Source organism: Streptomyces fructofermentans, assembly GCF_014651055.1.
Lineage (GTDB): Bacteria > Actinomycetota > Actinomycetes > Streptomycetales > Streptomycetaceae > Streptomyces > Streptomyces fructofermentans.
Map to the genome: position 1 here is coordinate 1 of NZ_BMWD01000007.1, position 21,775 is coordinate 21,775.

14 protein-coding genes are annotated in these 21,775 nt (G+C 71.5%); 9 read left to right on the top strand and 5 right to left on the bottom strand.

Going from position 1 to position 21,775, the window contains the following annotated elements:
• Positions 1-581, bottom strand: a 581-nt coding sequence (locus IE265_RS11815) for a cbb3-type cytochrome c oxidase subunit I (RefSeq protein ID WP_190035430.1), incomplete at its 3' end; no start/stop codon positions are given.
• 106 nt (positions 582-687) lie between these two features.
• On the opposite strand from IE265_RS11815, the gene IE265_RS11820 reads away from it, so the two are divergent.
• From IE265_RS11820 to IE265_RS11830, 3 genes are all read left to right on the top strand, one after another.
• Entirely contained in the window at positions 688-1,251 is a 564-nt protein-coding gene (locus tag IE265_RS11820) for an RNA polymerase sigma factor (protein WP_190035431.1), read from the top strand.
• On the top strand, positions 1,244-2,260 hold the full coding sequence (locus IE265_RS11825) for a CU044_5270 family protein (protein ID WP_190035432.1): 1,017 nt from the start codon (positions 1,244-1,246) through the stop codon (positions 2,258-2,260). Before IE265_RS11820 ends, IE265_RS11825 begins: the two co-directional genes overlap by 8 nt.
• A gap of 413 nt (positions 2,261-2,673) precedes the next feature.
• A complete protein-coding gene (locus IE265_RS11830) occupies positions 2,674-2,862 on the top strand; it encodes a hypothetical protein (protein WP_190035433.1) in 189 nt (62 codons plus the stop codon).
• 291 nt (positions 2,863-3,153) lie between these two features.
• Here IE265_RS11830 and IE265_RS11835 read toward each other — a convergent pair whose 3' ends face one another.
• On the bottom strand, positions 3,154-6,603 hold the full coding sequence (locus tag IE265_RS11835; RefSeq protein WP_190035434.1) for a CARDB domain-containing protein: 3,450 nt from the start codon (positions 6,601-6,603) through the stop codon (positions 3,154-3,156).
• Between the two features lie 509 nt (positions 6,604-7,112).
• Here IE265_RS11835 and IE265_RS11840 point away from each other — a divergent pair.
• The 6 genes from IE265_RS11840 to IE265_RS11865 all read left to right on the top strand — a co-directional run bounded on the left by IE265_RS11840 (position 7,113) and on the right by IE265_RS11865 (position 18,148).
• Positions 7,113-11,396, top strand: coding sequence for a discoidin domain-containing protein (locus IE265_RS11840; RefSeq protein WP_190035435.1), 4,284 nt, complete (start codon positions 7,113-7,115; stop codon positions 11,394-11,396).
• A 100-nt stretch (positions 11,397-11,496) separates the two neighbouring features.
• Positions 11,497-12,507 (top strand): LacI family DNA-binding transcriptional regulator, encoded by a 1,011-nt coding sequence (locus tag IE265_RS11845; RefSeq protein WP_190035436.1) that lies wholly within the window; start codon positions 11,497-11,499, stop codon positions 12,505-12,507.
• 429 nt (positions 12,508-12,936) lie between these two features.
• Positions 12,937-14,355: an ABC transporter substrate-binding protein gene (locus IE265_RS11850; protein ID WP_190035437.1), complete on the top strand. Its 1,419-nt coding sequence runs from the start codon at positions 12,937-12,939 to the stop codon at positions 14,353-14,355.
• A gap of 178 nt (positions 14,356-14,533) precedes the next feature.
• Complete coding sequence (locus tag IE265_RS11855) at positions 14,534-15,496, top strand: carbohydrate ABC transporter permease (RefSeq protein ID WP_190035438.1); 963 nt, start codon at positions 14,534-14,536, stop codon at positions 15,494-15,496.
• A gap of 19 nt (positions 15,497-15,515) precedes the next feature.
• Positions 15,516-16,391, top strand: coding sequence for a carbohydrate ABC transporter permease (locus tag IE265_RS11860; protein ID WP_190035439.1), 876 nt, complete (start codon positions 15,516-15,518; stop codon positions 16,389-16,391).
• A gap of 140 nt (positions 16,392-16,531) precedes the next feature.
• Positions 16,532-18,148 (top strand): glycoside hydrolase family 13 protein, encoded by a 1,617-nt coding sequence (locus IE265_RS11865; protein WP_190035440.1) that lies wholly within the window; start codon positions 16,532-16,534, stop codon positions 18,146-18,148.
• A gap of 107 nt (positions 18,149-18,255) precedes the next feature.
• Here the strand turns inward: IE265_RS11865 and IE265_RS11870 are convergent, their stop codons facing one another.
• The 3 genes from IE265_RS11870 to IE265_RS11880 form a co-directional block, all read right to left on the bottom strand.
• A complete protein-coding gene (locus IE265_RS11870) occupies positions 18,256-18,747 on the bottom strand; it encodes a nucleotidyltransferase domain-containing protein (RefSeq protein WP_190035682.1) in 492 nt (163 codons plus the stop codon).
• 67 nt (positions 18,748-18,814) lie between these two features.
• Positions 18,815-20,794 (bottom strand): TerD family protein, encoded by a 1,980-nt coding sequence (locus tag IE265_RS11875; protein WP_190035441.1) that lies wholly within the window; start codon positions 20,792-20,794, stop codon positions 18,815-18,817.
• A 294-nt stretch (positions 20,795-21,088) separates the two neighbouring features.
• Positions 21,089-21,655 carry a GlcG/HbpS family heme-binding protein gene (locus tag IE265_RS11880; protein ID WP_190035442.1) on the bottom strand — a complete coding sequence of 189 codons (567 nt, stop codon included), beginning with the start codon at positions 21,653-21,655 and terminating at the stop codon, positions 21,089-21,091.
• Positions 21,656-21,775: the final 120 nt, after the last annotated feature.

Genomic DNA, 21,775 nt, shown 5'->3' on the forward strand with positions numbered 1-21,775 from the left:
GGAGCCCGCATGCAGATGATCGTCGTGATGAAGTTGACCGCGCCCAGGATCGTGCCGAAACCCAAGAACGCCAGACCCATGATCCACATGTCCGCGCCGATACCCGGCGAACGCACCGCGTCCGACAACGGGCTGTACGCGAACCAACCGAAGTCCGCCGCACCCTGCGGCGTGAGGAAACCACCCACCGCGATCAGCGACCCGAACAGGTACAGCCAGTACGCGAACATGTTCAGCCGCGGGAACGCCACATCCGGCGCACCGATCTGCAACGGCATGATCCAGTTCGCGAACCCCGCGAACAACGGGGTGGCGAACATCAGCAGCATCACCGTCCCGTGCATCGTGAACGCCTGGTTGAACTGCTCGTTCGACATCAGCTGGGTGCCGGGACGGGCCAGCTCCGCGCGCATCAGCAGCGCCAGCACACCGCCGAAGCAGAAGAACGCGAACGACGTGACCAGATAGAGCGTGCCGATCGTCTTGTGGTCCGTCGTGATCAGCAGGCGGACGGCGGCGTGGCCCCGGCGCCGGGGTGCGGGCGGCGGCGCGAGGGCCGCGGTGACAGTGTTGCTCTCCATGCCCCGCCTGTGTCCGCGCGCGGCCCCGGGGTCACACTTGGACGCGGCGACAAACGTCACCGCATCCGGGTGTGACGATCGAGGACCTGCCGGACACGTACCGAACATGAGCAACGACGAGATCTTCGCCGCTGCCTATCGCGAGCACTACTGGGCGGTCAGCCGCTACGTTGCACGGCGACTGGACGGCGGGACGAGCGAGGTCGAGGAAGTGGTGGCGGAGGTCTTCACCGTCGCCTGGCGGCGCAGGTCCGACCTGCCCACGCCCCCGCTTCCCTGGCTGTACGGAGTGGCGCGCAACTGCCTCGCCAACGCCGTACGCGGCCACGGTCGCCGCCGGCGGCTCGTCGACCGGCTCGGCCACGACGAGACGGCGCACGGCAGGCAGATCGTGCACAGCCCCGACACCGAGCCGCCCGGCGCGTGGGTGCACGAGGCGCTGGCCCGGCTCTCCCCGGCCGACCAGGAGGTACTGCGGCTCACCAGCTGGGAGGAGCTCGGCGTCGACGAGGTCGCCGTGGCCCTCGGCTGCGGCAGCCGCGCCGCGGCGATGCGCCTGCACAGGGCCCGCCGCCGGCTCAGGGCCGAGATCGACCGCATGCGGACCACCGTGGCCCCCGGCGCCGGCGCGCCCCGCCGCGACACCCCGAAGGAGCAGGGCCATGGCTGACGAACTCGAACTGCTGCGCCGGGCCAACCCGGTGCCGTCCGCCGATCCCCGCTTCCGCGAGGGCCCGCTGCCTCCCGGTGCCGAGCGCCACCTCGACCTGCTCACGCGTCGGGCGGCCCCCGCGCCGAACCGCCCCGCCCGCCGGCCTCACGTTCCGCGCCCGCGGCGTGCGCACCTCGCGTGGGCGGTCGTGACGGCCGCCGTCGTCGCCGTGACGGCCCTGGCCCTCCTGCTCGCGGGGCCGGCCACTCCGTCGGCCGTGGCCGCGCCCCGCCCGCTGACCCCGGTCGCGGGATCGGCTCCCGTCTCCCTGGAGCGGTTGGCCGAGCGGGCGCGGACCGCCGCCGGGGAAGACGCCTCGCCGCGTCTGCGCCAGGGGACCCATGTGCAGTCGTGGAGCCTGAGCATGACCTCAGGACCGGACGCCCGGCGGCCCGTCACCCTCCCCGAGGAACGTGTCGTGCGCTGGCGGCCCGACGGAAGCCGCACCGAGCTCGTCGTCGCGACGGACCCGCGCAGGCCGGGGCAGCCGGTCGTCACCGACCCGGGCGGCGATCCGCGCACCGTGGACGACGGCCACGTCCTCAGCAGGGTCACCCTCCCGCCGAGCTGGAGCGACGCCCCGCCCTGGGCGCGGCCTCCACACGACGCCCGGGGCCTCCGCGCCTACCTCGACGAACTCGACCGTGCCGGTGGTCAGGACACGCCCCGGCTGCTCGACGCCGTGGCCGAACTGCTGGACCACTGGACCCTGGGGGGCCGGGAGTCGGCGGCGCTGGCACAGGTTCTCGCCGACGCCGGAGGACTGCGCCCCGCCGGTGGGGTCACGGACCGTCTCGGGCGCCCCGGGCAGGCGTACACCCACTCGGCTCCCGGCATCCGCCGCATGATCGTCCTCGCCCCCGACACCGGAGCCGTCCTCGGCCTGGAGACCACCTTCACCAAGGACCAGCCGGACCTCGCGGTGAAGGCCGGCGACGTCATGGCCTACCGCGCGTGGATGCGCTGACCGTCCGCCGGACGGCCGTTCCGCGCCGCCGTCCGCGCCCGGTCGGCGTCAGTGCCGGGCGCGCCGACGGTGTTCCCCCGCAAGGCGGTTGACGGTCCCCGACGGCCCCGCTGCCGTACGCGTGAAACGGCGTCCTCGGATGCCGGCGGGGCCGGGGAGCGCGGGGCGTGGGCACCGGGGGACCCGGGTGCGCGGGCCGGGTGTGTGATCCGCCACGTGGGGCGGCGGCGGTCGCCGAGGCGCTTCGGCGCCCGATGTGACTGGCGCCTCCCCCGGGTACGGCCCTCTCCGCTTGCCCTACCCCCAGTAACAAGATCAAAGTGGGAACCGAGCGACTCGGTCACCCATTCGAGCGTTCCTCCCCTTCGTGAGCCGCGCGGCATCCGTGCGGCCCCAGGCTTCCAGGACCAAGCATGCACCCCTCGCCCAATGCCCTCGACCAGGCACGTATGTCCTACGAGAACCATCTGGCCACGTGCCGCCAGTGCGCCGCGGACGGACTTCAGTGCGCCGTGGCGAAACTCCTCAGGCGTGAGTACAACAACCAGAACAGGGCCTCCCTCCGAGGCCTCGCGGACGCTCCCGCCGCCCAGGCCCGCTGACCCGCGGCGCCATGCGCCGCCCCTCTCCGAGCCGTCCTGCGCCCACCCGCCCACCGAGCGGGTGGGCTTCGGCGTTTCCGGGCCACGGCCCCGGACGGGCCGCGGTGTGCCGGACGTCACGTACGCCGCCGAGACCCGCGCGACGCGGACCGGTGCGATGACGCGCCAGGGCCCCGCGCTCCGAGGGGAGCGCGGGGCCCTGGCGCCTCACGTGCGGGCGTGGCGCGGGGAGTCGGTGGCGCCCTCCGGCACCGGGTGCCGGTGCCGGAGGGCTGTGGACCTGTCCTTCGCTCAGCGGTTCCTGCGGGCGGTGGACGCCCCGTTGGGGGTTCCGGAGATGGTGAACTGCGAGCCCGGTTCGATCAGTACGCTCCCTTCGGCCGAGTCGGTGATCGTGACGTCGGTCAGGGTCGCGCTGCCGCGTGCGCCGCTCATCGCGAGGATGCCGGAGCCGTTCCTCGACCCGTCGATGCGCACGCCGGTGATCTTCACTCCCGGCATCGCGCCGCCACCCGTCTTGAACTGGATGCCGTCGTACGTCGAGTCGAAGATCTCGGTGTCCCGGATGGTCACGCCCGGGATGTCCTGGCCCTGGGCGAAGAGGGTGATGGCCCCGAGCTCCTGGTCCTCGTTCCAGAACGCGCCGCCCGTCCGGTGCAGGGCGTTGCCCGCGATCAGGGTCTGCCCGGAGAACGGCAGCGGGTCGTGGTCGGTGGCCAGCATGATGCCGGGGTAGTTCATCGTGTCGGCGATGACGTTGTTCTCGATGGTGTTGCCGTAACCGCCGTACACCGCGATGCCGTTGGCCCGCCACGGCAGCTGGATCGTGTTGTTGCGGAAGTGGTTGTCGTGGCCGACGTCCACCGAGGTGTCCTTGACGTACTTGCTGGCCCAGACGGCGAGGGCGTCGTCACCCGTGTTGCGGAAGGACGAGTTGTAGACGGTGGAGTTGCGGGTGCCGTTGGCGAAGTTGATGCCGTCGGCGTACGTGTTGCGGATCCGTACGCCGCTGAACTCCAGCTCGTCGCCGGGTCCCCAGAGTTCGGGGATGTTGGAGTAGTCGCGGCCGGCCCAGACGCCCACGTTGGCGTGCTCGATCCAGACGTTGGTGATCTTGGTGCCCTTGCCGAAGCGGCCGTTGAGGCCGACGCCGCCCTCGTGGTTGCCGTCACCGCCGCGGATGGTGCCCGAGCCGAAGATGGCGATGTCGGAGATCTGCGTGTTGTGGTCGATGTCGAAGCCGAAGTTGCCCTCGTGCGGGTGGTTGATGCCGCCCGCCTGGTGGGGCGGGGTCAGCGTGTAGAGCTGGGAGTGCCACATGCCGGCGCCCCTGATGGTGACGTCCCGGATGCCGACCTGGTTGAACTGGCCCCGGTTCTGCGGGTCGTCGGTGAGGATCTTCTGCTCCTGGCGCCACTGCCCGGCCGGGATCCACACGCAGGCGATCTGGCCGTTCTGGTCGGCCGTGACCGCGCGCTGGAGGGCGTCGGTGTCGTCGAGTCCGTCGTTGGGGACGGCCCCGTACTCGGTGATCGAGGTGCAGTTCGCCGGCTTGGCGGCGGCGGGCGCCACCTGCTCCAGGTCGACGAGGTCGATGACGTAGAACGCGGCGGTGTCGCCCGCGTCCCGCTGGAGGCGGAACTTGGTGCCCACCGGGTAGGTCCGGGACAGCAGCGCGTGCGACTCGTCGAAGAGCCGCCGGGCGTCGCTGCCGGGCGTGTTGGTCAGGCCCTCGGGGTCGTCGGTGGTCCCGTACAGCCAGCTGTGCTTGGACGACAGGTTCAGCTTCCGCACGAAGGTGTCGTCGGCGTACAGGCTGATCGTGGCCTCCGCTCCGCCGCCGCTCGCGGCGTCCGGGACGGAGTTGCGCACCACGATCGAGTTGGACGGCGTCGTCGAGGTGAACTCGACGAACTGGCCGGTGGAGTTGAGCCTGACGGACTTGCGGCCCGAGGACTCGGTGGCGAAGTTGGTGTGCCCGAAGGTGCGCTTCGCGTCGGCGCTGAGCAGGGTGCCCTGGTAGCGCCCGTCCTCGGCCTCCAGTTCGGTGTAGGGGACGGCGGCGCCCCGGCCGGCGACGAGGGACTTGGTGAGCACGTTGTTGTTCTCGTTGGTCTCACCGACCACGCCGGTGGCGTCGGCGGTCGCGGTGAGGGTGGCCCCGCCGCTGGTGGCCGTCCAGGTCCCGCTGATCGCCACGTTGACCGTGGCGCCGGAGGCGATCTGGCCGGTCGTGCCGTTCAGGGTGGTGGAGCCGACCTGGAGCCTGGTCACGGAGCCGGCCGGGGCCGCGGAGGTTCCCCGGTTGTGCACGGTGACCGTGAAGGAGACGGACGAGCCGACGGCCGGGTTGGCCGGGCTGGTCGCGATGGCCCGCACTTCGAGGTCCGGGCCGGGGGCCTGGCCGACGACCAGCCGGTCGGCCGCCGTACGGCTGTTGTTGGTGTCGTCCAGCTCCGCGACCGTGCCGCGCGGGTCGACGACGGCGGAGACGGCGTAGTTGCCGGCCGGACGGGTGCCCGCGGCCACGGCGACGGTCGCGGAGGCGCCCGGGTCGAGCGCGGGCACGTTGCCGCTGCCGGCGACCGTCCCCTCCAGACTGGCCTCGACGGTAGTCGCCGCGGACCGCGCGGTGCCCGCGTTGCGGACGGTGGCGTTGACGGTCACGGCGTCCCGCTCGGAAGGGGCGGCCGGTGTCCAGGTCAGACCGGTGACGGTCAGGTCGGGTGCGGGTGCCGCGGTCCCGACGACCTGGAACTCGGCGACCTGTCCGCCGGGCGCCCCGGTGTTGGAGAAGAACCGGAGCCGGACGTCCGACCAGCGGCCGGTGACGGGAATGGTCACCGAGTTGTTGTCGCGGGAGGGGCTGAAGGCGTAGTCGGCGCGGTCGCGCAGCGAGGTGAAGCCGCTCGCCGAGCCCTGACGGCCCAGCACCTGGATGCTCTGCGTGCGGGCCGACCACACCTGGTCCGGGTTGAGTTTGACCACGACGGCGTCGATGTCGGCGTCGGCGCCGAGCTTGACCGTGAGGTCGGCGGGGTGGCCGGCCGCCTCCCAGTAGGTGGAGGTGGAGTCGTCGGTGGCGTTGGCCGCCACGAAGTTGTGGACCGACGACGTGGCCTCGACCGGCTTGTTGCGCGCGAGGTTGGTGCCGGTGGGGGGCGGAGTGGTGCCGCCGTCGTCCCCATGCACCTCGAGTTCGGAGAGCTGGGCGGCGTTCCAGCCGGTGTTGCCGGTGATGTGCACGCGGACGTAGCGCGCCTCCGAGGGGGAGGAGAGTTCGACCGGCACGGTGTTGGCCTGCGCGGGGTTGAAGGTCCGTCCGGTGGACGCCGAGAGCGTGCGGAAGGACGAGCCGTCGGTGCTGCCCTGGAGCGACAGGGTCTGGCTGCGGCTCTCCCAGGCGGCGGGCAGTTTGAGCACCACCCGGTCGACCGTGCGGGTCGCGCCCAGGTCGACCTGGACCCACTGCGGGAACGTGCCGGCCGGCCCTTCCCAGTACGACGCCTGGGCGCCGTCGGTGACGTTCCCCGCGGTGTAGGGCCCGTTGGCGCCGCCCGCCGTGGCGGGACGGCCGAGCGCGTGGTTGACGTCGGCGGCCGCGCCCGCCCGGTCGGTCTCCACGGGGGCGGTGGCGGCCCGGGCGGTCGAAGTGAAGGCCAGGGGGATCAGGCCGGTGGTCATGAGCGCGGCTATGACGGCACCGGTCAGTGACCGGCGGCCGAGGGGTCTCCATCTCATGGGGTCCTCTGTTCCGTGGGGGAGGCGGGGAGCGAGGCAGGCAGGCCGGGCACGCCGGGGCAGGCACGGGGGAGTCAGGGGAGGGAAGAGTGTCCGTCGAGGAGTGCACCGGCCTTGCACGCAAATTGAGCTGCTCAGTCGATTCTTTGCGGAAACTACGCCCACAGGTTTCTAGGCCGTCTCCGCTTTGTCAACGGTCCCGGTACTACCGGTAGTTGAGGTGGAAGCGGCTTGCGTCACTTGCGTTCCCACTTGCGTTTTTCGACAGCTCTCACGAAAGCCGCTGGCCCGCCGCCGCAGCAGGTGGGGACGGACCCGGAGTCCCGCGTTTCGGGCATGCTCACGCCATAGACGTACCGTCAGGTGTCTGCAACTCTCTGATCGATCGACGCAAAAGAGAGTGCGCTCCGCCGCACATTGAAGCGCGACGCACCGACCCCCACGGACACCCACCCACACAACCGCCCCGGTGCCGTCCACCTCCGGTCCGGGACGGAGATCGGGGACACATGAGACCGCAACGCCGGGGACGGCGGGGGGCAGCCGCCGTCCTCTCCGTCCTCCTGCTCCTGCTGGGCCTGCCGTCACTGACCGCAGCGTCGGCGGCCGAGGGCCCCAACCTCGCCGCCGGCCGGCCCGCCACCGCGGGCAGCGCCCACACCGAGTACCCCGCACGCAACGTCACCGACGGAAACCAGGGCACCTACTGGCAGAGCGCCGGGAGCAGCTTCCCCCAGTGGGTCCAGACAGACCTGGGCTCCTCGGTGCGGGTCGACGAAGTGGTGCTGAGGCTGCCGGCGGGCTGGGAGAGCCGCAACCAGACGCTGTCCGTGCAGGGCAGCGCCGACGGCACGAGCTTCTCGACGCTCAAGGCCTCCGCCTCCTACGCGTTCAGCCCCGGCAGCGGCAACACCGTCACGGTGGGCTTCCCCGCCACCCAGGCCCGGCACGTGCGGATCGAGATCACCGCCAACACCGGCTGGCAGGCGGCCCAGTTGTCCGAGCTGGAGGTCCGCGGGGCCGGTGAGTCCTCCGTCAACCTGGCCCGCGGCCGCACGCTGACCGCCTCCGGCCACAGCGAGTCCTACGTGCCGGCCAACGCCGCCGACGGCAACAAGGCCAGCTACTGGGAGAGCCGGAACAACGACCTGCCGCAGTGGATCCAGGCCGACCTCGGGTCCTCCGTGCGCGTCGACCGGGTGGTGCTGCGCCTGCCCGACGGATGGGGGGCCCGCACCCAGACCCTCAAGATCCAGGGAAGCGCCAACGGCACCGACTTCTCCGACCTGACCGCCTCCCGGGCCCACGCGTTCGCCCCGGCCGACGGCAACTCGGTGACGATCGCCTTCGACGCGACCACCACCCGGTACGTACGGGTCCTGATCACCGCCAACACCGGCCAACCGGCGGGCCAGTTGTCCGAGCTGGAGGTCTACGGCCCGGCGACCGGGGACACCCGGGCACCGAGCGCCCCCACGGACCTGGCGTTCACCGAGCCCGCCACCGGCCAGATCAGGCTCACCTGGAAGGCGTCCGACGACGACACCGGTGTGACCGGCTACGACGTCTACGCGGACAACGAACTGCTCACCACCGTCGCGGGCTCCGTCACCACCTACACGGACAACCGCCCCGCCGGTGCCACCGTCTCCTACTTCGTACGGGCCAGGGACGCGGCCGGAAACGTCTCCGGCGACAGCAACACCGTCACCCGCCGCGGCGAGAGCGGCGACACCCAGGCGCCCACGGCACCCGCGAACCTTGCGCTCACCGAACCGGCCGCCGGGCAGATCAGGCTCTCCTGGAACGCCTCGACGGACAACACCGGCGTCACCGGCTACCAGGTGTACGCCAACAACGTCCTGCTCACCACGGTCGCGGGCTCGGTCACCACCTATACCGACAACCGTTCCGCCGGTGCCACCGTCTCCTACTTCGTACGGGCCAGGGACGCGGCCGGAAACGTCTCCGGCGACAGCAACACCGTCACCCGCAACGGCAGTTCGGGACCGGGCTCCAACCTCGCGGTCGGCCGGCCCATCACCGCCTCCTCGACCGTGCACACCTTCGCCGCCGAGAACGCCAACGACAAGGGCACGTCCACCTACTGGGAGGGCTCCGGCCACCCGGCCACCCTCACCGTGAAGCTCGGAGCCAACGCCGACGTCACCTCGCTCGTCCTCAGACTGAACCCGGACAGCTCGTGGGGCGCCCGGACCCAGAACATCCAGGTCCTCGGCCGCGAACAGGACGCCACGGCGCACACCAGCCTCGTCGCCGCGAAGGACTACGCCTTCAGCCCGACGAGCGGCAACACCGTGACCGTGCCCGTCACCGCGCGCGTCGCCGACGTGCAGTTGCGCTTCACCTCCAACACCGGTGCACCGGCAGGCCAGTTGGCCGAGTTCCAGGTGATCGGGACCGCCGCGCCCAACCCCGACCTGGAAGTCACCGCACTGACCGCCTCGCCGGCCTCACCGGTCGAGTCCGACGAGATCACCCTCACCGCCACCGTCCGCAACGGCGGCGAGAGCGCCGCACCGGCCAGCAGCCTCGCACTGCGCCTGGGCGGCACCAAGGTCGCCACCGCGGCCGTCGGCTCCCTCGCCCCCGGGGCGCAGCGCACCGTCAGCGCCTCCGTCGGCGCCCGGGACGCCGGCACCTACCAGCTCAGCGCCGTCGCCGACGAGGCCGGCGAGGTCATCGAGCAGAACGAGACCAACAACACCTACACCAACCCCACTTCACTGGTCGTGCGACCGGTCAGCAGCTCGGATCTCGTACCGGTGCTCACCACCTCCCCGTCGGGACCGGCGGACGGCGACACGGTCACCTTCAAGGTCGCCGTGCGCAACCAGGGCTCCACCGCCTCGGCGGGCGGCGCGCACGGCATCACCGTCGCGCTGGTCGACTCCAAGGGCGCCACCGTGCGGACGCTGACCGGTTCGTACGAGGGCACGATCGCGGCCGGCGCCACGAGCGGGGCCGTCACGCTCGGCACCTGGACCGCCGCCAACGGCTCGTACACGGTCCGGACCACCGTCGCCGCCGACGCCGACGAACTCCCGGGCAAGCGGGAGAACAACACCGCGAGCCAGGCCCTGTTCGTCGGACGCGGCGCCAACATGCCCTACGACATGTACGAGGCGGAGGACGCCGCCACCGGCGGAGGTGCCGAGACCGTCGGGCCCAATCGGACCGTCGGCGACCTCGCGGGAGAGGCCTCGGGCCGCAAGGCCGTCACGCTCGACAGCACCGGCGAGTACGTCGAGTTCACCACCAAGGCGGCCACCAATACCCTGGTGACCCGCTTCTCCATCCCGGACTCCGCGGGCGGCGGCGGGATCGACGCCACCCTCAACGTCTACGTCGACGGCGCCTTCCGCAAGGCGCTGCCGCTCACCTCGAAGTACGCCTGGCTGTACGGGGCGGAAGCGGGCCCGGGGAACTCCCCGTCGGCCGGCGCTCCGCGCCACATCTACGACGAGGCGCACCTGATGCTGGGCGGGACCGTCCCGGCCGGCGCGAAGATCCGGTTGCAGAAGGACACGGCCAACACCTCCCGGTACGCGATCGACTTCGTCAGCCTCGAACAGGTCGCGCCGATCGCCAACCCCGACCCCGCCGCCTACGCCGTGCCCGCGGGCTTCGGCCACCAGGACGTGCAGAACGCCCTGGACCGGGTGCGCATGGACACCACCGGCAAGCTCACCGGCGTCTACCTGCCGCCGGGCGACTACCAGACGTCGAGCAAGTTCCAGGTGTACGGCAAGGCCGTGCAGGTGGTCGGAGCCGGGCCCTGGTACACGCAGTTCCACGCCCCGGCCGGCCAGGACAACACCGATGTCGGCTTCCGCGCCGAGAACTCCGCGAAGGGGTCCTCGTTCCGCAACTTCGCCTACTTCGGCAACTACACCTCCCGCATCGACGGGCCGGGCAAGGTGTTCGACTTCGCGAACGTGTCGGACATCGTCATCGACAACACCTGGACCGAACACATGGTGTGCCTCTACTGGGGCGCCAACACGGACCGGGTCACGATCAGCAACGCGCGCATCCGCAACACGTTCGCCGACGCCGTCAACATGACCAACGGCTCGACGGACAACCACGTGGTGAACAACGAGTCCCGGGCCTCCGGCGACGACAGCTTCGCGCTGTTCTCCGCGATCGACGCGGGCGGCGCCGACATGAAGGACAACGTCTACGAGAACCTGACCTCGATCCTCACCTGGCGGGCGGCCGGCATCGCCGTCTACGGCGGCTACGACAACACCTTCCGCAACATCCACATCGCGGACACCCTGGTCTACTCGGGCATCACGATCAGCTCGCTGGACTTCGGCTACCCGATGAACGGGTTCGGCACCGAACCGACGACCGTGGAGAACGTGTCGGTCGTCCGCTCCGGCGGCCACTTCTGGGGCGGTCAGACCTTCCCCGGAATCTGGCTGTTCTCCGCCTCGAAGGTGTTCCAGGGCATCCGCGTCAACGACGTGGACATCGTGGACCCGACCTACAGCGGGATCATGTTCCAGACCCAGTACGTGGGCGGGCAGCCGGTGAACCCGATCAAGGACACGGTCCTGACGGACATCTCGATCTCGGGAGCCCGCAGGAGCGGGGACGCCCACGACGCGAAGTCCGGCTTCGGACTGTGGGCCAACGAGCTTCCGGAACCCGGTCAGGGCCCGGCGGTCGGCGAGGTCACCTTCAACGGACTGCGCTTCGACGGCAACGCCGTCAACGTCCGCAACACCACCTCCACCTTCAAGATCAACATCAATCCCTGACCCGTACGCCGTAAGACACCCATCGGTTCCTGACGGATGACGAACGGAGGCACCAAGGCTGGCGCAAGCCGTTTGCACGGCTTGCGCTAGCCTTGCGCTCATGACGCGACGACTTGCTCAGGTAGCCAAGAAGGTAGGGGTCAGCGAGGCCACGGTCAGCCGGGTCCTCAACGGCAAGCCCGGAGTCTCGGACGCCACCCGGCAGTCCGTACTCACCGCGCTGGACGTCCTCGGCTACGAGCGTCCCACCCAGCTGCGCGGCGAGCGCGCGCGTCTGGTCGGCCTGGTCCTGCCCGAACTGCAGAACCCGATCTTCCCCCTGTTCGCCGAGGTCATCGGCGGAGCGCTGGCCCAGCAGGGGCTGACCCCGGTGCTGTGCACGCAGACCAAGGGCGGCGTGTCCGAGGCGGACTACGTCGAGCTGCTGCTCCAGCAGCACGTCTCCGGCGTCGTGTTCGCCGGCGGCCTGTTCGCCCAGGCCGACGCGCCGCACGACCACTACCGGCAGCTCGCCGAACGGCGCATCCCGGTCGTGCTGATCAACGCGCCCATCGCCGAGCTGGACTTCCCGTGCGTCTCCTGCGACGACGCCGTCGCGGTCGAGCAGGCGTGGCGCCACCTCACCCTCCTGGGACACGAGCGCATCGGCGTCGTCCTCGGCCCCGCCGACCACATCCCCTCCCGGCGCAAGCTGGCCGCCGCCCGGGCGGCGGCCGAGGCGGCGGGCGGGTCCCTGCCCGACGAGTACGTGGAGCGGTCGATGTTCTCCCTGGAGGGCGGCCAGGCGGCGACCACCCGGCTGCTGGCGCGCGGGGTCACCGGCATCATCTGCGCCAGCGACCCGCTCGCCCTCGGGGCCATCCGCTCGGCCCGCCGGCGCGGCCTCGCGGTCCCCGAGCAGGTCTCGGTCGTCGGCTTCGACGACTCGGCCTTCATGAACTGCACCGAACCCCCGCTGACCACGGTGCGCCAGCCCATCGAGGCCATGGGCAGGGCCGCCGTGGACCTGCTCTGCGCCCAGATCCAGGGCGCCGAAGTGCAGCCCGGAGAGCTTCTGTTCGAGCCGGAGCTGGTGGTCCGCGGCTCGACGACGCAGGCGCCCCGCGGCTAGCACGCGACGACCGGGGCGCCCCGGGACCCGTGCCCGGCGGTCCGGGCGCCCCGAACCCCCCTCCGGGCGCCCGCACTTGCCCGCGTCCCGGGGTACTCGCGCAGGTACCTCCCCGTGCCCGTCCGGGCCGCTGCGCGGCCCCTCACGGCACCCGCGCGGCCGTACCCCCGCCCCGGGAGTCCGTGTCCGCCGTCGGGTACCGGCGTGCGCGCATCCGGCGGACCCGCCGCGGGCCGGACGTCGTCGTCGGCGCGGACGCTTGCGCCGTCCCACCTCTCCGGACCCACTTGTATACGCCGGACTGTCAAACTTTTACGAAAGCTGCGCGAGATATTGCGGTGACTTGTTGGCGGTGGTTGAGTGTGCGGCGCCCCACATCGCACCGGCGATGAGGGCGCCTTCCACGTTCATGCCCGAAGGGGACCACCCATGAGAAGAGCTCGGTTCCGCCGTACCCGCCGCGCCGGCGCGGTCACCCTCGCCTCCGCGCTCACGCTGACGGCACTCGCCGCCTGCGGCACGAGCAGCAGCAGCGACGACGGCGACAACGGCTCCGGCAACAGCGCGAAAGCCGACCCCGCCGCACCGCTGGACCCGAAGACCAAGGTGTCCATCACCATCGACTGCATGCCCCCCGCGGCGAAGGCGGCCGAGCTCAAGCAGTGGAACGAGGACGTCAAGGAGTTCAACAAGAAGTACCCCAACGTCACCATCGACGGCCGCTCCACGCCCGGGCAGTGCCTCGAGCCCCCGCGCTTCACCGCGATGCTCAAGGCGAAGTCCCAACCCGACGTGTTCTACACGTACTTCACCGACCTGCCGCAGGTCCTCGACAACGACGGCGCCCAGGACATCACCGCGTACGTCAACGACAAGAGCGTCCCGCTGCTCAAGGACATCGACCCCGACGTCCTCGGCTCGCTGAAGAAGGACGGCAAGCTGTACGGCCTGCCCACCAGCAACTACCGCATGGGCCTGCTGATCAACCGCAAGCTCTTCACCGAGGCCGGACTCGACCCGGACGCTCCGCCGGAGACCTGGGAGGAGGTCCGTACTGCGGCCAAGAAGATCGCGGGCCTCGGGGGCGGCGTCGCCGGATTCGGCGAGTACAGCGCCGCCAACACGGGTGGCTGGCACTTCACCGCCCAGATGTACAGCCTCGGCGGTGACGTCGTCGACGCCTCCGGCAAGAAGGCCGCCTTCAACGACGAGACCGGCCGGAAGCTCGCCGAGAACCTGCACGCCATGCGCTGGGACGACGACTCCATGGGCAAGACCCAGCTCCTCAAGTGGGGCGACCTCCAGAAGCAGATCGCCACCGACAAGCTGGGCATGTTCCTCGCCGCGCCCGACGACGTCACGTACATGGTCCAGCAACTCGGCGCCAAGTACGAGAACTTCGGCATGGGCCCGATACCGGGCGGCCAGAACACCCTCGCCGGCGGCAACAACTACATGATCAAGCAGGGTATTTCGGCCGACAAGGTCAAGGCGGCCGTCGCCTGGCTGAACTTCAAGTTCACCACCGTCGGCAAGGGCCACTACGACTGGAAGCGCTCCAAGGCCGACGGACTGCCCGTCGGGCTGCCGCAGCCGAACCTGTGGCTGAACGGCTCCAAGACCGAGGACGACGCGGCCCGCAAGGAGTTCGCCACCATGCCGGTCGAGAACTTCAAGGCCTTCATGGACAACCCCGTCCCGGGCAAGGCCGAGCCGCCGAAGGCCCAGGAGATCTACAAGGTCCTCGACAACGTCATGTCCGGCATCCTCACCAACAAGGACGCCGACATCGACAAGCTCCTGTCCACCGCCGAGTCCCAGGTCAACAAGGTGCTCGCCAACCAGTGACCACGCGGGGGGCCGGGCGGCGTCACGACCGCCCGGCCCGCCCGCACGCCGCGCACCCGCACCCGGGGGTCCCGTACCCCCGAGCCGGTACACGCGGCGCGGACGAGAGCCAGACCTCCCACGGCATGTGCCCGGACCCGACGCGTCCGCCGGCACCGCAGCACGTCAAGGAGCGACGATGTCGGCCCCCACCCTCACCAAGGACAGGACGGTCAAGGACCGCCGTCCCCGCAGACCCCGTACCGGGCCCCCGCACCTTCACGACGGCGGGCTCGGCACCACCCTGCGGCGCAACATCACCGCCCACGGCTTCCTCATCGGCGCGGTGCTCTGCTTCGCCTTCTTCTCCTGGTACCCGATCGTCCGGGAGTTCCTCCTCGCCTTCCAGAAGACCGAGGACGGCCGTGTCAGTTGGGTGGGCTGGGAGAACTTCGTCACCGTCTGGAACGACCCGGCCTTCGGCCAGGCCTGGCGCAACACCCTGTGGTTCACCGTGCTCGCGCTGCTCCTCGGCTTCGTCGTCCCGTTCGTGGCCGCCCTCGTCATCAACGAGTTCCGGCACGGCCAGGGCTATCTGAGGCTGCTCGTCTATCTGCCCGTGATGCTCCCGCCGACCGCGTCGGTCCTGCTCTTCAAGTACCTGTACGACCCCGGGTACGGCATGTTCAACGAGATACTCGGCGTCTTCGGCGTCCCGGCCCAGCAGTGGCTCCAGGACCCGGACACCGCGATGCTCTCCGTGGTCGTCGCCTCCACCTGGATGAACATGGGGGGCGCCACTCTGATCTACCTCGCCGCCCTGCAGAGCGTGCCGGGGGAACTGTACGAGGCCGCGGAACTCGACGGCGCCGGGCTGCTCCGCAAGGTCTGGCACGTCACCGTGCCGCAGACCCGGCTCATCCTCCTGCTGATGCTCCTCATGCAGATCATCGCCACCATGCAGGTCTTCATCGAGCCGTTCCTGCTCACCGGCGGCGCGGGGCCCGAGGGGTCCACCACCACTGTCGTCTACCTGATCTACCAGTACGCCTTCAACTTCAACAACTACGGTGCCGCGGCGGCGCTCGGCCTGCTCCTGCTCGTGCTGCTGGCCGGCTTCTCGGCCGCGTACACCAGGCTCAACCGCGCCGAGCAGGACTAGGACCGGGGGAGACACGGACATGTCCACTCGCACGCTCATCTCACCCGCCCAACTGGCCCGCCCACGCGGCAAGGCCCTCTACTGGGTGTGCTTCGCGCTCGTCGTCGTCCTGTTCACGCTGGCCTTCCTCGGCCCGCTGTACTGGATGGTGTCCAGCGGGCTCAAGACCACCCAGGAAGCCGTCCAGACGCCGCCCACCTGGGTGCCCGGCTCCGTCCATCCGGAGAACTATCAGCGCGCCTGGGAGGTCATGGACCTCGCCAGACTCCTGCTCAACACCCTCTACTACGCGTTCGGCGCCCTCGCACTCCAACTCGTCCTGGACGTCGCGGCCGCCTACTCGCTGTCCAAACTGAGGCCCGTCCTCGGCAAGTTGATCCTCGGCATGATGCTCGCCACCCTGATGATCCCGGCGACCGTGCTCGTCGTACCGCAGTACCTCACCGCGCTCGACGTACCCATCGTCGAACGCAACCTGCTCAACTCGCCCTGGGCGATCTGGCTTCCGTCGGTCACCAACGCCTTCAACATCTTCCTGCTCAAGCGGTTCTTCGACTCGATACCCAGAGAACTCCTCGACGCGGCGTCGATGGACGGGGCCGGCCCCCTGCGCGTCCTGTGGTCCATCGTGCTGCCGGTCTCGCGGCCCATCCTCGGCGTGGTGTCCATCTTCGCCGTCGTCGGGGTCTGGAAGGACTTCCTCTGGCCGATGCTCGTCCTGCCCGACCCGCAGCAGCAGACCCTCGCCGTCGGCATCTACTCGCTCGCCACCAGCGTGCCCGAGAACGTACTGATCGCCGCGCTGTCCATCGCGTCCCTGCCCACGCTCCTCCTCTTCCTGCTCTTCCAGCGCAACATCATGAGCGGACTGACGGCGGGCGGCCTCAAGGGCTGACCCAGCACACGCCGTCCGGGCACCACCCGCAGCGAACACCACGCGGTGCCCCCACCGATCCTCCGCCGCCGCCCCGTTCCCGACGCCTCGCTGTCCGGGGCGGCGGCGGAGAACCACCCCTGCCCCGAAAGGACCGACACGTGGCAGCCCCTCAGCCCGGACCCACCCCCGGCCACACCGACGACTGGTGGCGCGGTGCCGCCATCTACCAGGTGTACCCGCGCAGCTTCGCCGACGGCGACGGCGACGGCACAGGGGACCTCGCGGGCGTACGGTCGAGATTGCCCTACCTCGCCGACCTGGGGGTTGACGCGATCTGGTTCACCCCCTGGTACCTGTCCCCGCTCGCCGACGGCGGCTACGACGTCGCCGACTACCGCGCCATCGACCCCGCCTTCGGCGACCTGCACGAGGCCGAGCGGCTCATCGCCGAGGCACGCGAACTCGGAATCCGCACCATCGTGGACATCGTCCCCAACCATGTCTCCGACCAGCACCGGTGGTTCCGGGCGGCGCTCGCCGCAGGACCCGGCAGCCCGGAGCGCAAGCTCTTCCACTTCCGCCCCGGCCGCGGCGAACACGGCGAACTCCCGCCCAACGACTGGCCGTCGCAGTTCTCCGGGCAGACCTGGACCCGCGTCGAGGACGGCGAGTGGTACCTGCACCTGTTCACCCCGCAGCAGCCGGACCTCAACTGGGCCCACCCCGCGGTGCGCGAGGAGCACGAGGAGGTGCTGCGGTTCTGGTTCGAGCGCGGAGTCGCGGGTGTACGGATCGACTCGGCGGCCCTGCCCGCCAAGGACCCCGACCTGCCCGACTTCGTCGAGGACCGCGACCCGCACCCGTACATCGACCGCGACGACCTGCACGAGATCTACCGCTCCTGGCGGCGGATCGCCGACGCGTACGACGCCATCTTCGTCGGCGAGGTGTGGCTGCCGGACTCCGAGCGCTTCGCCCGCTACCTGCGCCCCGACGAACTGCACACCGCGTTCAACTTCTCGTTCCTGTCGTGCCCCTGGGACGCCGACCGGCTGCGCGCCGCCATCGACGACACGCTCGCCGAGCACGCCCCGGTCGGCGCGCCGGCCACCTGGGTGCTGTGCAACCACGACGTCACCCGCACGGTCACCCGCTACGGACGCCAGGACACGGCCTTCGACTTCGCCACCAAGGCCTTCGGCACCCCCGCCGACCTGCGGCTCGGCACCCGCCGGGCCCGCGCCGCCGCCCTGCTCGCCCTCGCGCTGCCCGGCTCCGTCTACATCTACCAGGGCGAGGAACTCGGCCTGCCCGAGGCGGAGATCCCCCGGGACCGCATCCAGGACCCGATGCACTTCCGCTCCGGCGGCACCGATCCCGGCCGCGACGGCTGCCGCGTCCCGCTGCCGTGGACGGCCGACGCCCCGTACGCGGGCTTCGGCTCACGCACCGAACCCTGGCTGCCCCAGCCCGAGGGCTGGCCCGACTACGCCGCCGACCGCCAGGCCGCCGACCCCGACTCCATGCTGAACCTCTACCGCGCCGCACTGGGACTGCGCCGCGCCGACCCCGCCCTCGGTGACGGCCCCCTGCGGTGGCTGCCCTCCGCCGACGGCGTCCTCACCTTCCACCGCTCCCCGGACCTGGTCTGCGTGGCGAACCTCGCGGAGACCCCGGCCACCCTGCCCGACCACACGGAGATCCTGCTCTCCAGCGGACCGCTGGACGCCGACGGCAGGCTGCCCTCCGACACGGCGGTGTGGCTGCGGACCTGAGGCCGCGAGAGGGCCGGCCCCGCTCGGCGCACCGTCCGGACCCGGGCGCGCCGCCGAGCGGGGCCCGGCGACGGCCGCGGGGCGTGGCCGGCGCCACCGGACGCACGTCAGAAATGGGTGGCCACGCCGAAGGCCCGCCGCAGCCGCGCCATGTCGTGGCGGTCGTGTTCGGCGGGTTCGTACCCCTGGTGGAAGAAGACCTGCTGCTCGACCGACAGGCACGGGACAGGCGCACCCCCGATCGTGCCGTCGACGAAGCACGTCGCGGGATAGGGGAACGGGCGGTGCGGGTCCGGGGAGGCCTGCACCGCCGACCCGTCCGCCGCGAAGACCAGCGGATGCAGGTCGATCTCGCGTCCGCGCGCGTCCGCGACCACGAACCGTACGGGGCGCAGGTCGAGCGTCTCGGCGAACCCGGCACCGGCGAGCGCCGCGAGGACTGCCGGCTCCTGCTCCTGCCGGTGCATCAGGTCCAGGTCACGGTGGGGGCGTGTCTGCTCCCCGACCAGGGCGTCGACCCCCCACCCGCCGCCCACCCACACCTCGGTCCCGGCTCCCCGCAGCACGGCGAGGACGGTCAGCACGTCGTCGGCGGTCATCACGGTGGCACGGTAGCGGCGGGCCGACCGGGAGGGCGAGTGGATTCACCCCACCCGACCGCCCCGGTCACTCGACGACGGTGACGCCGTAGTGGCGGGCGAGCGCGTCGAGGCTGTGGTCGTAGCCCTGGCCGACCGCGCGCAGCCGCCAGAGCGGTCCGCGGCGGTACAACTCGGCAAGGAGCATGGTGCGTTCGGACGTGGCGGCGTCGAGGGTGGACTGGACGAGCGGCGCCGCGCCGGTGCCCGGTCCGGCGGCGATGTGGATCGCGCCGATGTCCCCGAAGGTGGGACTGCCGTCGATGGCCGCCGCGACCACGACCTTGCGGGCCGACGGCGGCAGCGAGGCGAGCCGCGTGGCGATCGTCTGCTCGCTGGGTCCGTCGCTGAGCAGGCGTACGGCCTCGCTCGGGTTCTCCGGAGCCCCGTAGAAGACGAAGTCCTCGTCGCACGCGACCTGTTCGTCCTCGTCCACGACGAAGGCCACCACGTCCACCTCGCACGCCGTGTTCTGCGCCCAGGCCGCGGTGACCGTCCAGGAGACGTCCTGAGCGGGGGAGTCGGGCAGCGGAAGGTCCACGACGCCGCCGCGGGGCAGCACGTTCACGACCGCGCGCCGGTCGCCGGAGGCCCGGGACCCGGTCACGTGGGGCGCGTCGAGCCAGGCGGGCGGGTGCGTGGGGACCTCGAGGGAGGTGATTCGGCTCATCCGGCGATCGGTCTCGCCGCCGTCGAGGAGTACGACATCGGTGACGCTCGCGGACAGGTTGATGGCCGCGGCCGCACCGAGGTCGACGATCCGCGCACGGGTCGCCGCGGCCCGGGGGTGCGTACCGCCGAGGACGAGCACGCGCCGCCCGGACAGGGGCCCGCGAGGAGAACGGCGCCGCCCGGCGGATGGCGCCCTGGTCCCCTGTCCGACGGGCTCGGTCCGGGCCGCGGGGACCGCCGCCGGTGTACCGGGTGCGCCGGGACCGAAGGACTCCGGTGTGTCCGGTGCCGTGACGTTGGTCCCGGACAGCTCCGGCTCGGCGGGCTCGGCCGGCACGGGAGCCGACGGCGGACGGGCCACGGGTGCCGCGGCGGGCGGTACGGCAGCGTCGGCGGCGGAGATGTCGTGCGGCACTCCGGCCCGCACATCGCCCAGCAGGCGCAGGAAGGTCCGCTCGTCGACGACAGGTACGCCCTCGGCCCGCGCGCGCCGCGCCTTGGCGGACCCGGAGCCGCCGTCGTCGGTGACCAGCACGCTGGTGTGGCGGCTGACGGAACTCATGACGTTCAGGCCCGCGGCGACGGCGCGTGCCACCAGCTCGGCGCGCGGGGTACGGGTCTCCCCGGTGACGGCGATCTTCATGCCCTGCCGCAGCGGTCCGCCGGGCGCCGGGCGGCCCGGGTTGCGGAAGGCGCAGGGGGTCTTCGCCGACCGGGGCGTGAACCGCGGGTCCTGCCGGGGCGGGCACGGAACGAGGGGCAGAGGCAGGTCGAGGAGGGCGGCTTCCCGTAGCGAGGAGCGCAGGATTCCGGCCAGGACCCGGGTGTCGTCGAGGGCGTCGTGCGCGTTCACCTGGGGGACGCCGTAGTGGGCGGCGAGCGTGCCCAGCCTGAGGTCGCTGGTCGGCGGGTCCACACGCCGGTTCAGTGCCAGCGTGCACAGCCGTCTGCCCACGGGCAGCGACTGCCCGGCGCGAGCGAACTCGTGCGCCAGGAAGTCGTAGTCGAACTGCGCGTTGTGCGCGACCATCACCCGGTCCTGGAGCATCGCGCCGATCCGCCCGGCCACCTGCGCGAACGTCGGAGCGCCGCGCAGCCGTTCCCTGGTCAGCCCGTGGACGTGGACCGGACCCGGATCGCAGCCGGGATCGAGCAGGGTCGAGAACTCGCCGGTCTGCCGGCCGTCGGGGCCGAGTGTCACGACGGCCACCGAGAGCACGCGATCGCGACGGGCCACCAGCCCGGAGGTCTCCACGTCCACCAGCGCCCAGTCGAAGGCGTAGTCACGCAGGTGGGACAGGTCGGCCAGGTCGGGAGCGGGATGCGCGAGGGGCATGAGGGCAACGATCGGCCGCCTGACCGGTGTCCTTCAAGCCGGATGCCGGTTGATCCGCATATGCCCTCACCGCAGGGTGGGACGGCTCCGACGGATGTGCGATTCCGAAGGGTTCCGGGGGACGAGCGGGTCCTGTTCACTGGGCCGACACTGCCCCCGCGGCCCGCAGCCGGGTCACCGCCTCCGCACGGCACCCGCGCCCCCGCCGAAGGACGAGCGGGGCCGCGGGGTGACGCGCGAGGCACGGAGAGGACGGAGGGGCGTACGGGGGCTGCGGGGGCCGCGGGGCGGACCCTACTTGCCGAGGGCCGCGACGCCCGCCCGGGCGTACTTCTCGTCGAGGTCGCCGGAGGGCGCGCCCGCCACGCCGATGCCCGCGACGGGCGCGTTCTTGGCGGTGACCGGCGCCCCGCCCGCGAGGAACAGGGTGCCGGGGATGTCCTTGAGGTTCGGCGCCTGCTTCAGGCGCTCGGCCAGCTCGGAGGTGGGCGCGTTCCACGACACCGCCGTGTACGCCTTCTTCTCGGCCGACTCGTACGACTGCGGGCCCGCGCCGTCACCGCGAAGGGTGACGATGGTGTTGCCGTTGCGGTCGACGACCGCGACGGTGACACGCTGGTTGTCCTTCCGCGCGGCGTCGAGCGCGGCCTGCGCGGCGCGGCCGGCCGCGTCCACGGTGAGGTGGGTGGACTGCGTCAGGTCCTTGTTCGAGGCGTCGGCCGCGACCGCCGCCCGGGCGGCGGGTGCCGGGGAGGAGGCGTTCGCCGAGTAGGCGCCGAAGCCGCCGAGGGCGACGGCGGCGACGAGGGCGCCACCGGTGACGGCACGGGTACGACGGGAGACCTTCTTGACGTGCTTCATGGCTGCCCATTCCTGGATGTCTGCGGATGGTGGTGGCGGGCTCCGGCCCCGGGGGCCTCCCGCTCTGCACTCCATCCTGGGTCCGCGACCGGTACCCGGCCGTCGGCGTTCCGGCTGGAC

Coding starts and splice junctions, on each gene's coding strand:
- IE265_RS11820 (WP_190035431.1), top strand. CDS start 688: ATGAGCAACGACGAGATCTTCGCCGCTGCCTATCGCGAGCACTACTGG.
- IE265_RS11825 (WP_190035432.1), top strand. CDS start 1,244: ATGGCTGACGAACTCGAACTGCTGCGCCGGGCCAACCCGGTGCCGTCC.
- IE265_RS11830 (WP_190035433.1), top strand. CDS start 2,674: ATGCACCCCTCGCCCAATGCCCTCGACCAGGCACGTATGTCCTACGAG.
- IE265_RS11835 (WP_190035434.1), bottom strand. CDS start 6,603: ATGAGATGGAGACCCCTCGGCCGCCGGTCACTGACCGGTGCCGTCATA.
- IE265_RS11840 (WP_190035435.1), top strand. CDS start 7,113: ATGAGACCGCAACGCCGGGGACGGCGGGGGGCAGCCGCCGTCCTCTCC.
- IE265_RS11845 (WP_190035436.1), top strand. CDS start 11,497: ATGACGCGACGACTTGCTCAGGTAGCCAAGAAGGTAGGGGTCAGCGAG.
- IE265_RS11850 (WP_190035437.1), top strand. CDS start 12,937: ATGAGAAGAGCTCGGTTCCGCCGTACCCGCCGCGCCGGCGCGGTCACC.
- IE265_RS11855 (WP_190035438.1), top strand. CDS start 14,534: ATGTCGGCCCCCACCCTCACCAAGGACAGGACGGTCAAGGACCGCCGT.
- IE265_RS11860 (WP_190035439.1), top strand. CDS start 15,516: ATGTCCACTCGCACGCTCATCTCACCCGCCCAACTGGCCCGCCCACGC.
- IE265_RS11870 (WP_190035682.1), bottom strand. CDS start 18,747: ATGACCGCCGACGACGTGCTGACCGTCCTCGCCGTGCTGCGGGGAGCC.
- IE265_RS11875 (WP_190035441.1), bottom strand. CDS start 20,794: ATGCCCCTCGCGCATCCCGCTCCCGACCTGGCCGACCTGTCCCACCTG.
- IE265_RS11880 (WP_190035442.1), bottom strand. CDS start 21,655: ATGAAGCACGTCAAGAAGGTCTCCCGTCGTACCCGTGCCGTCACCGGT.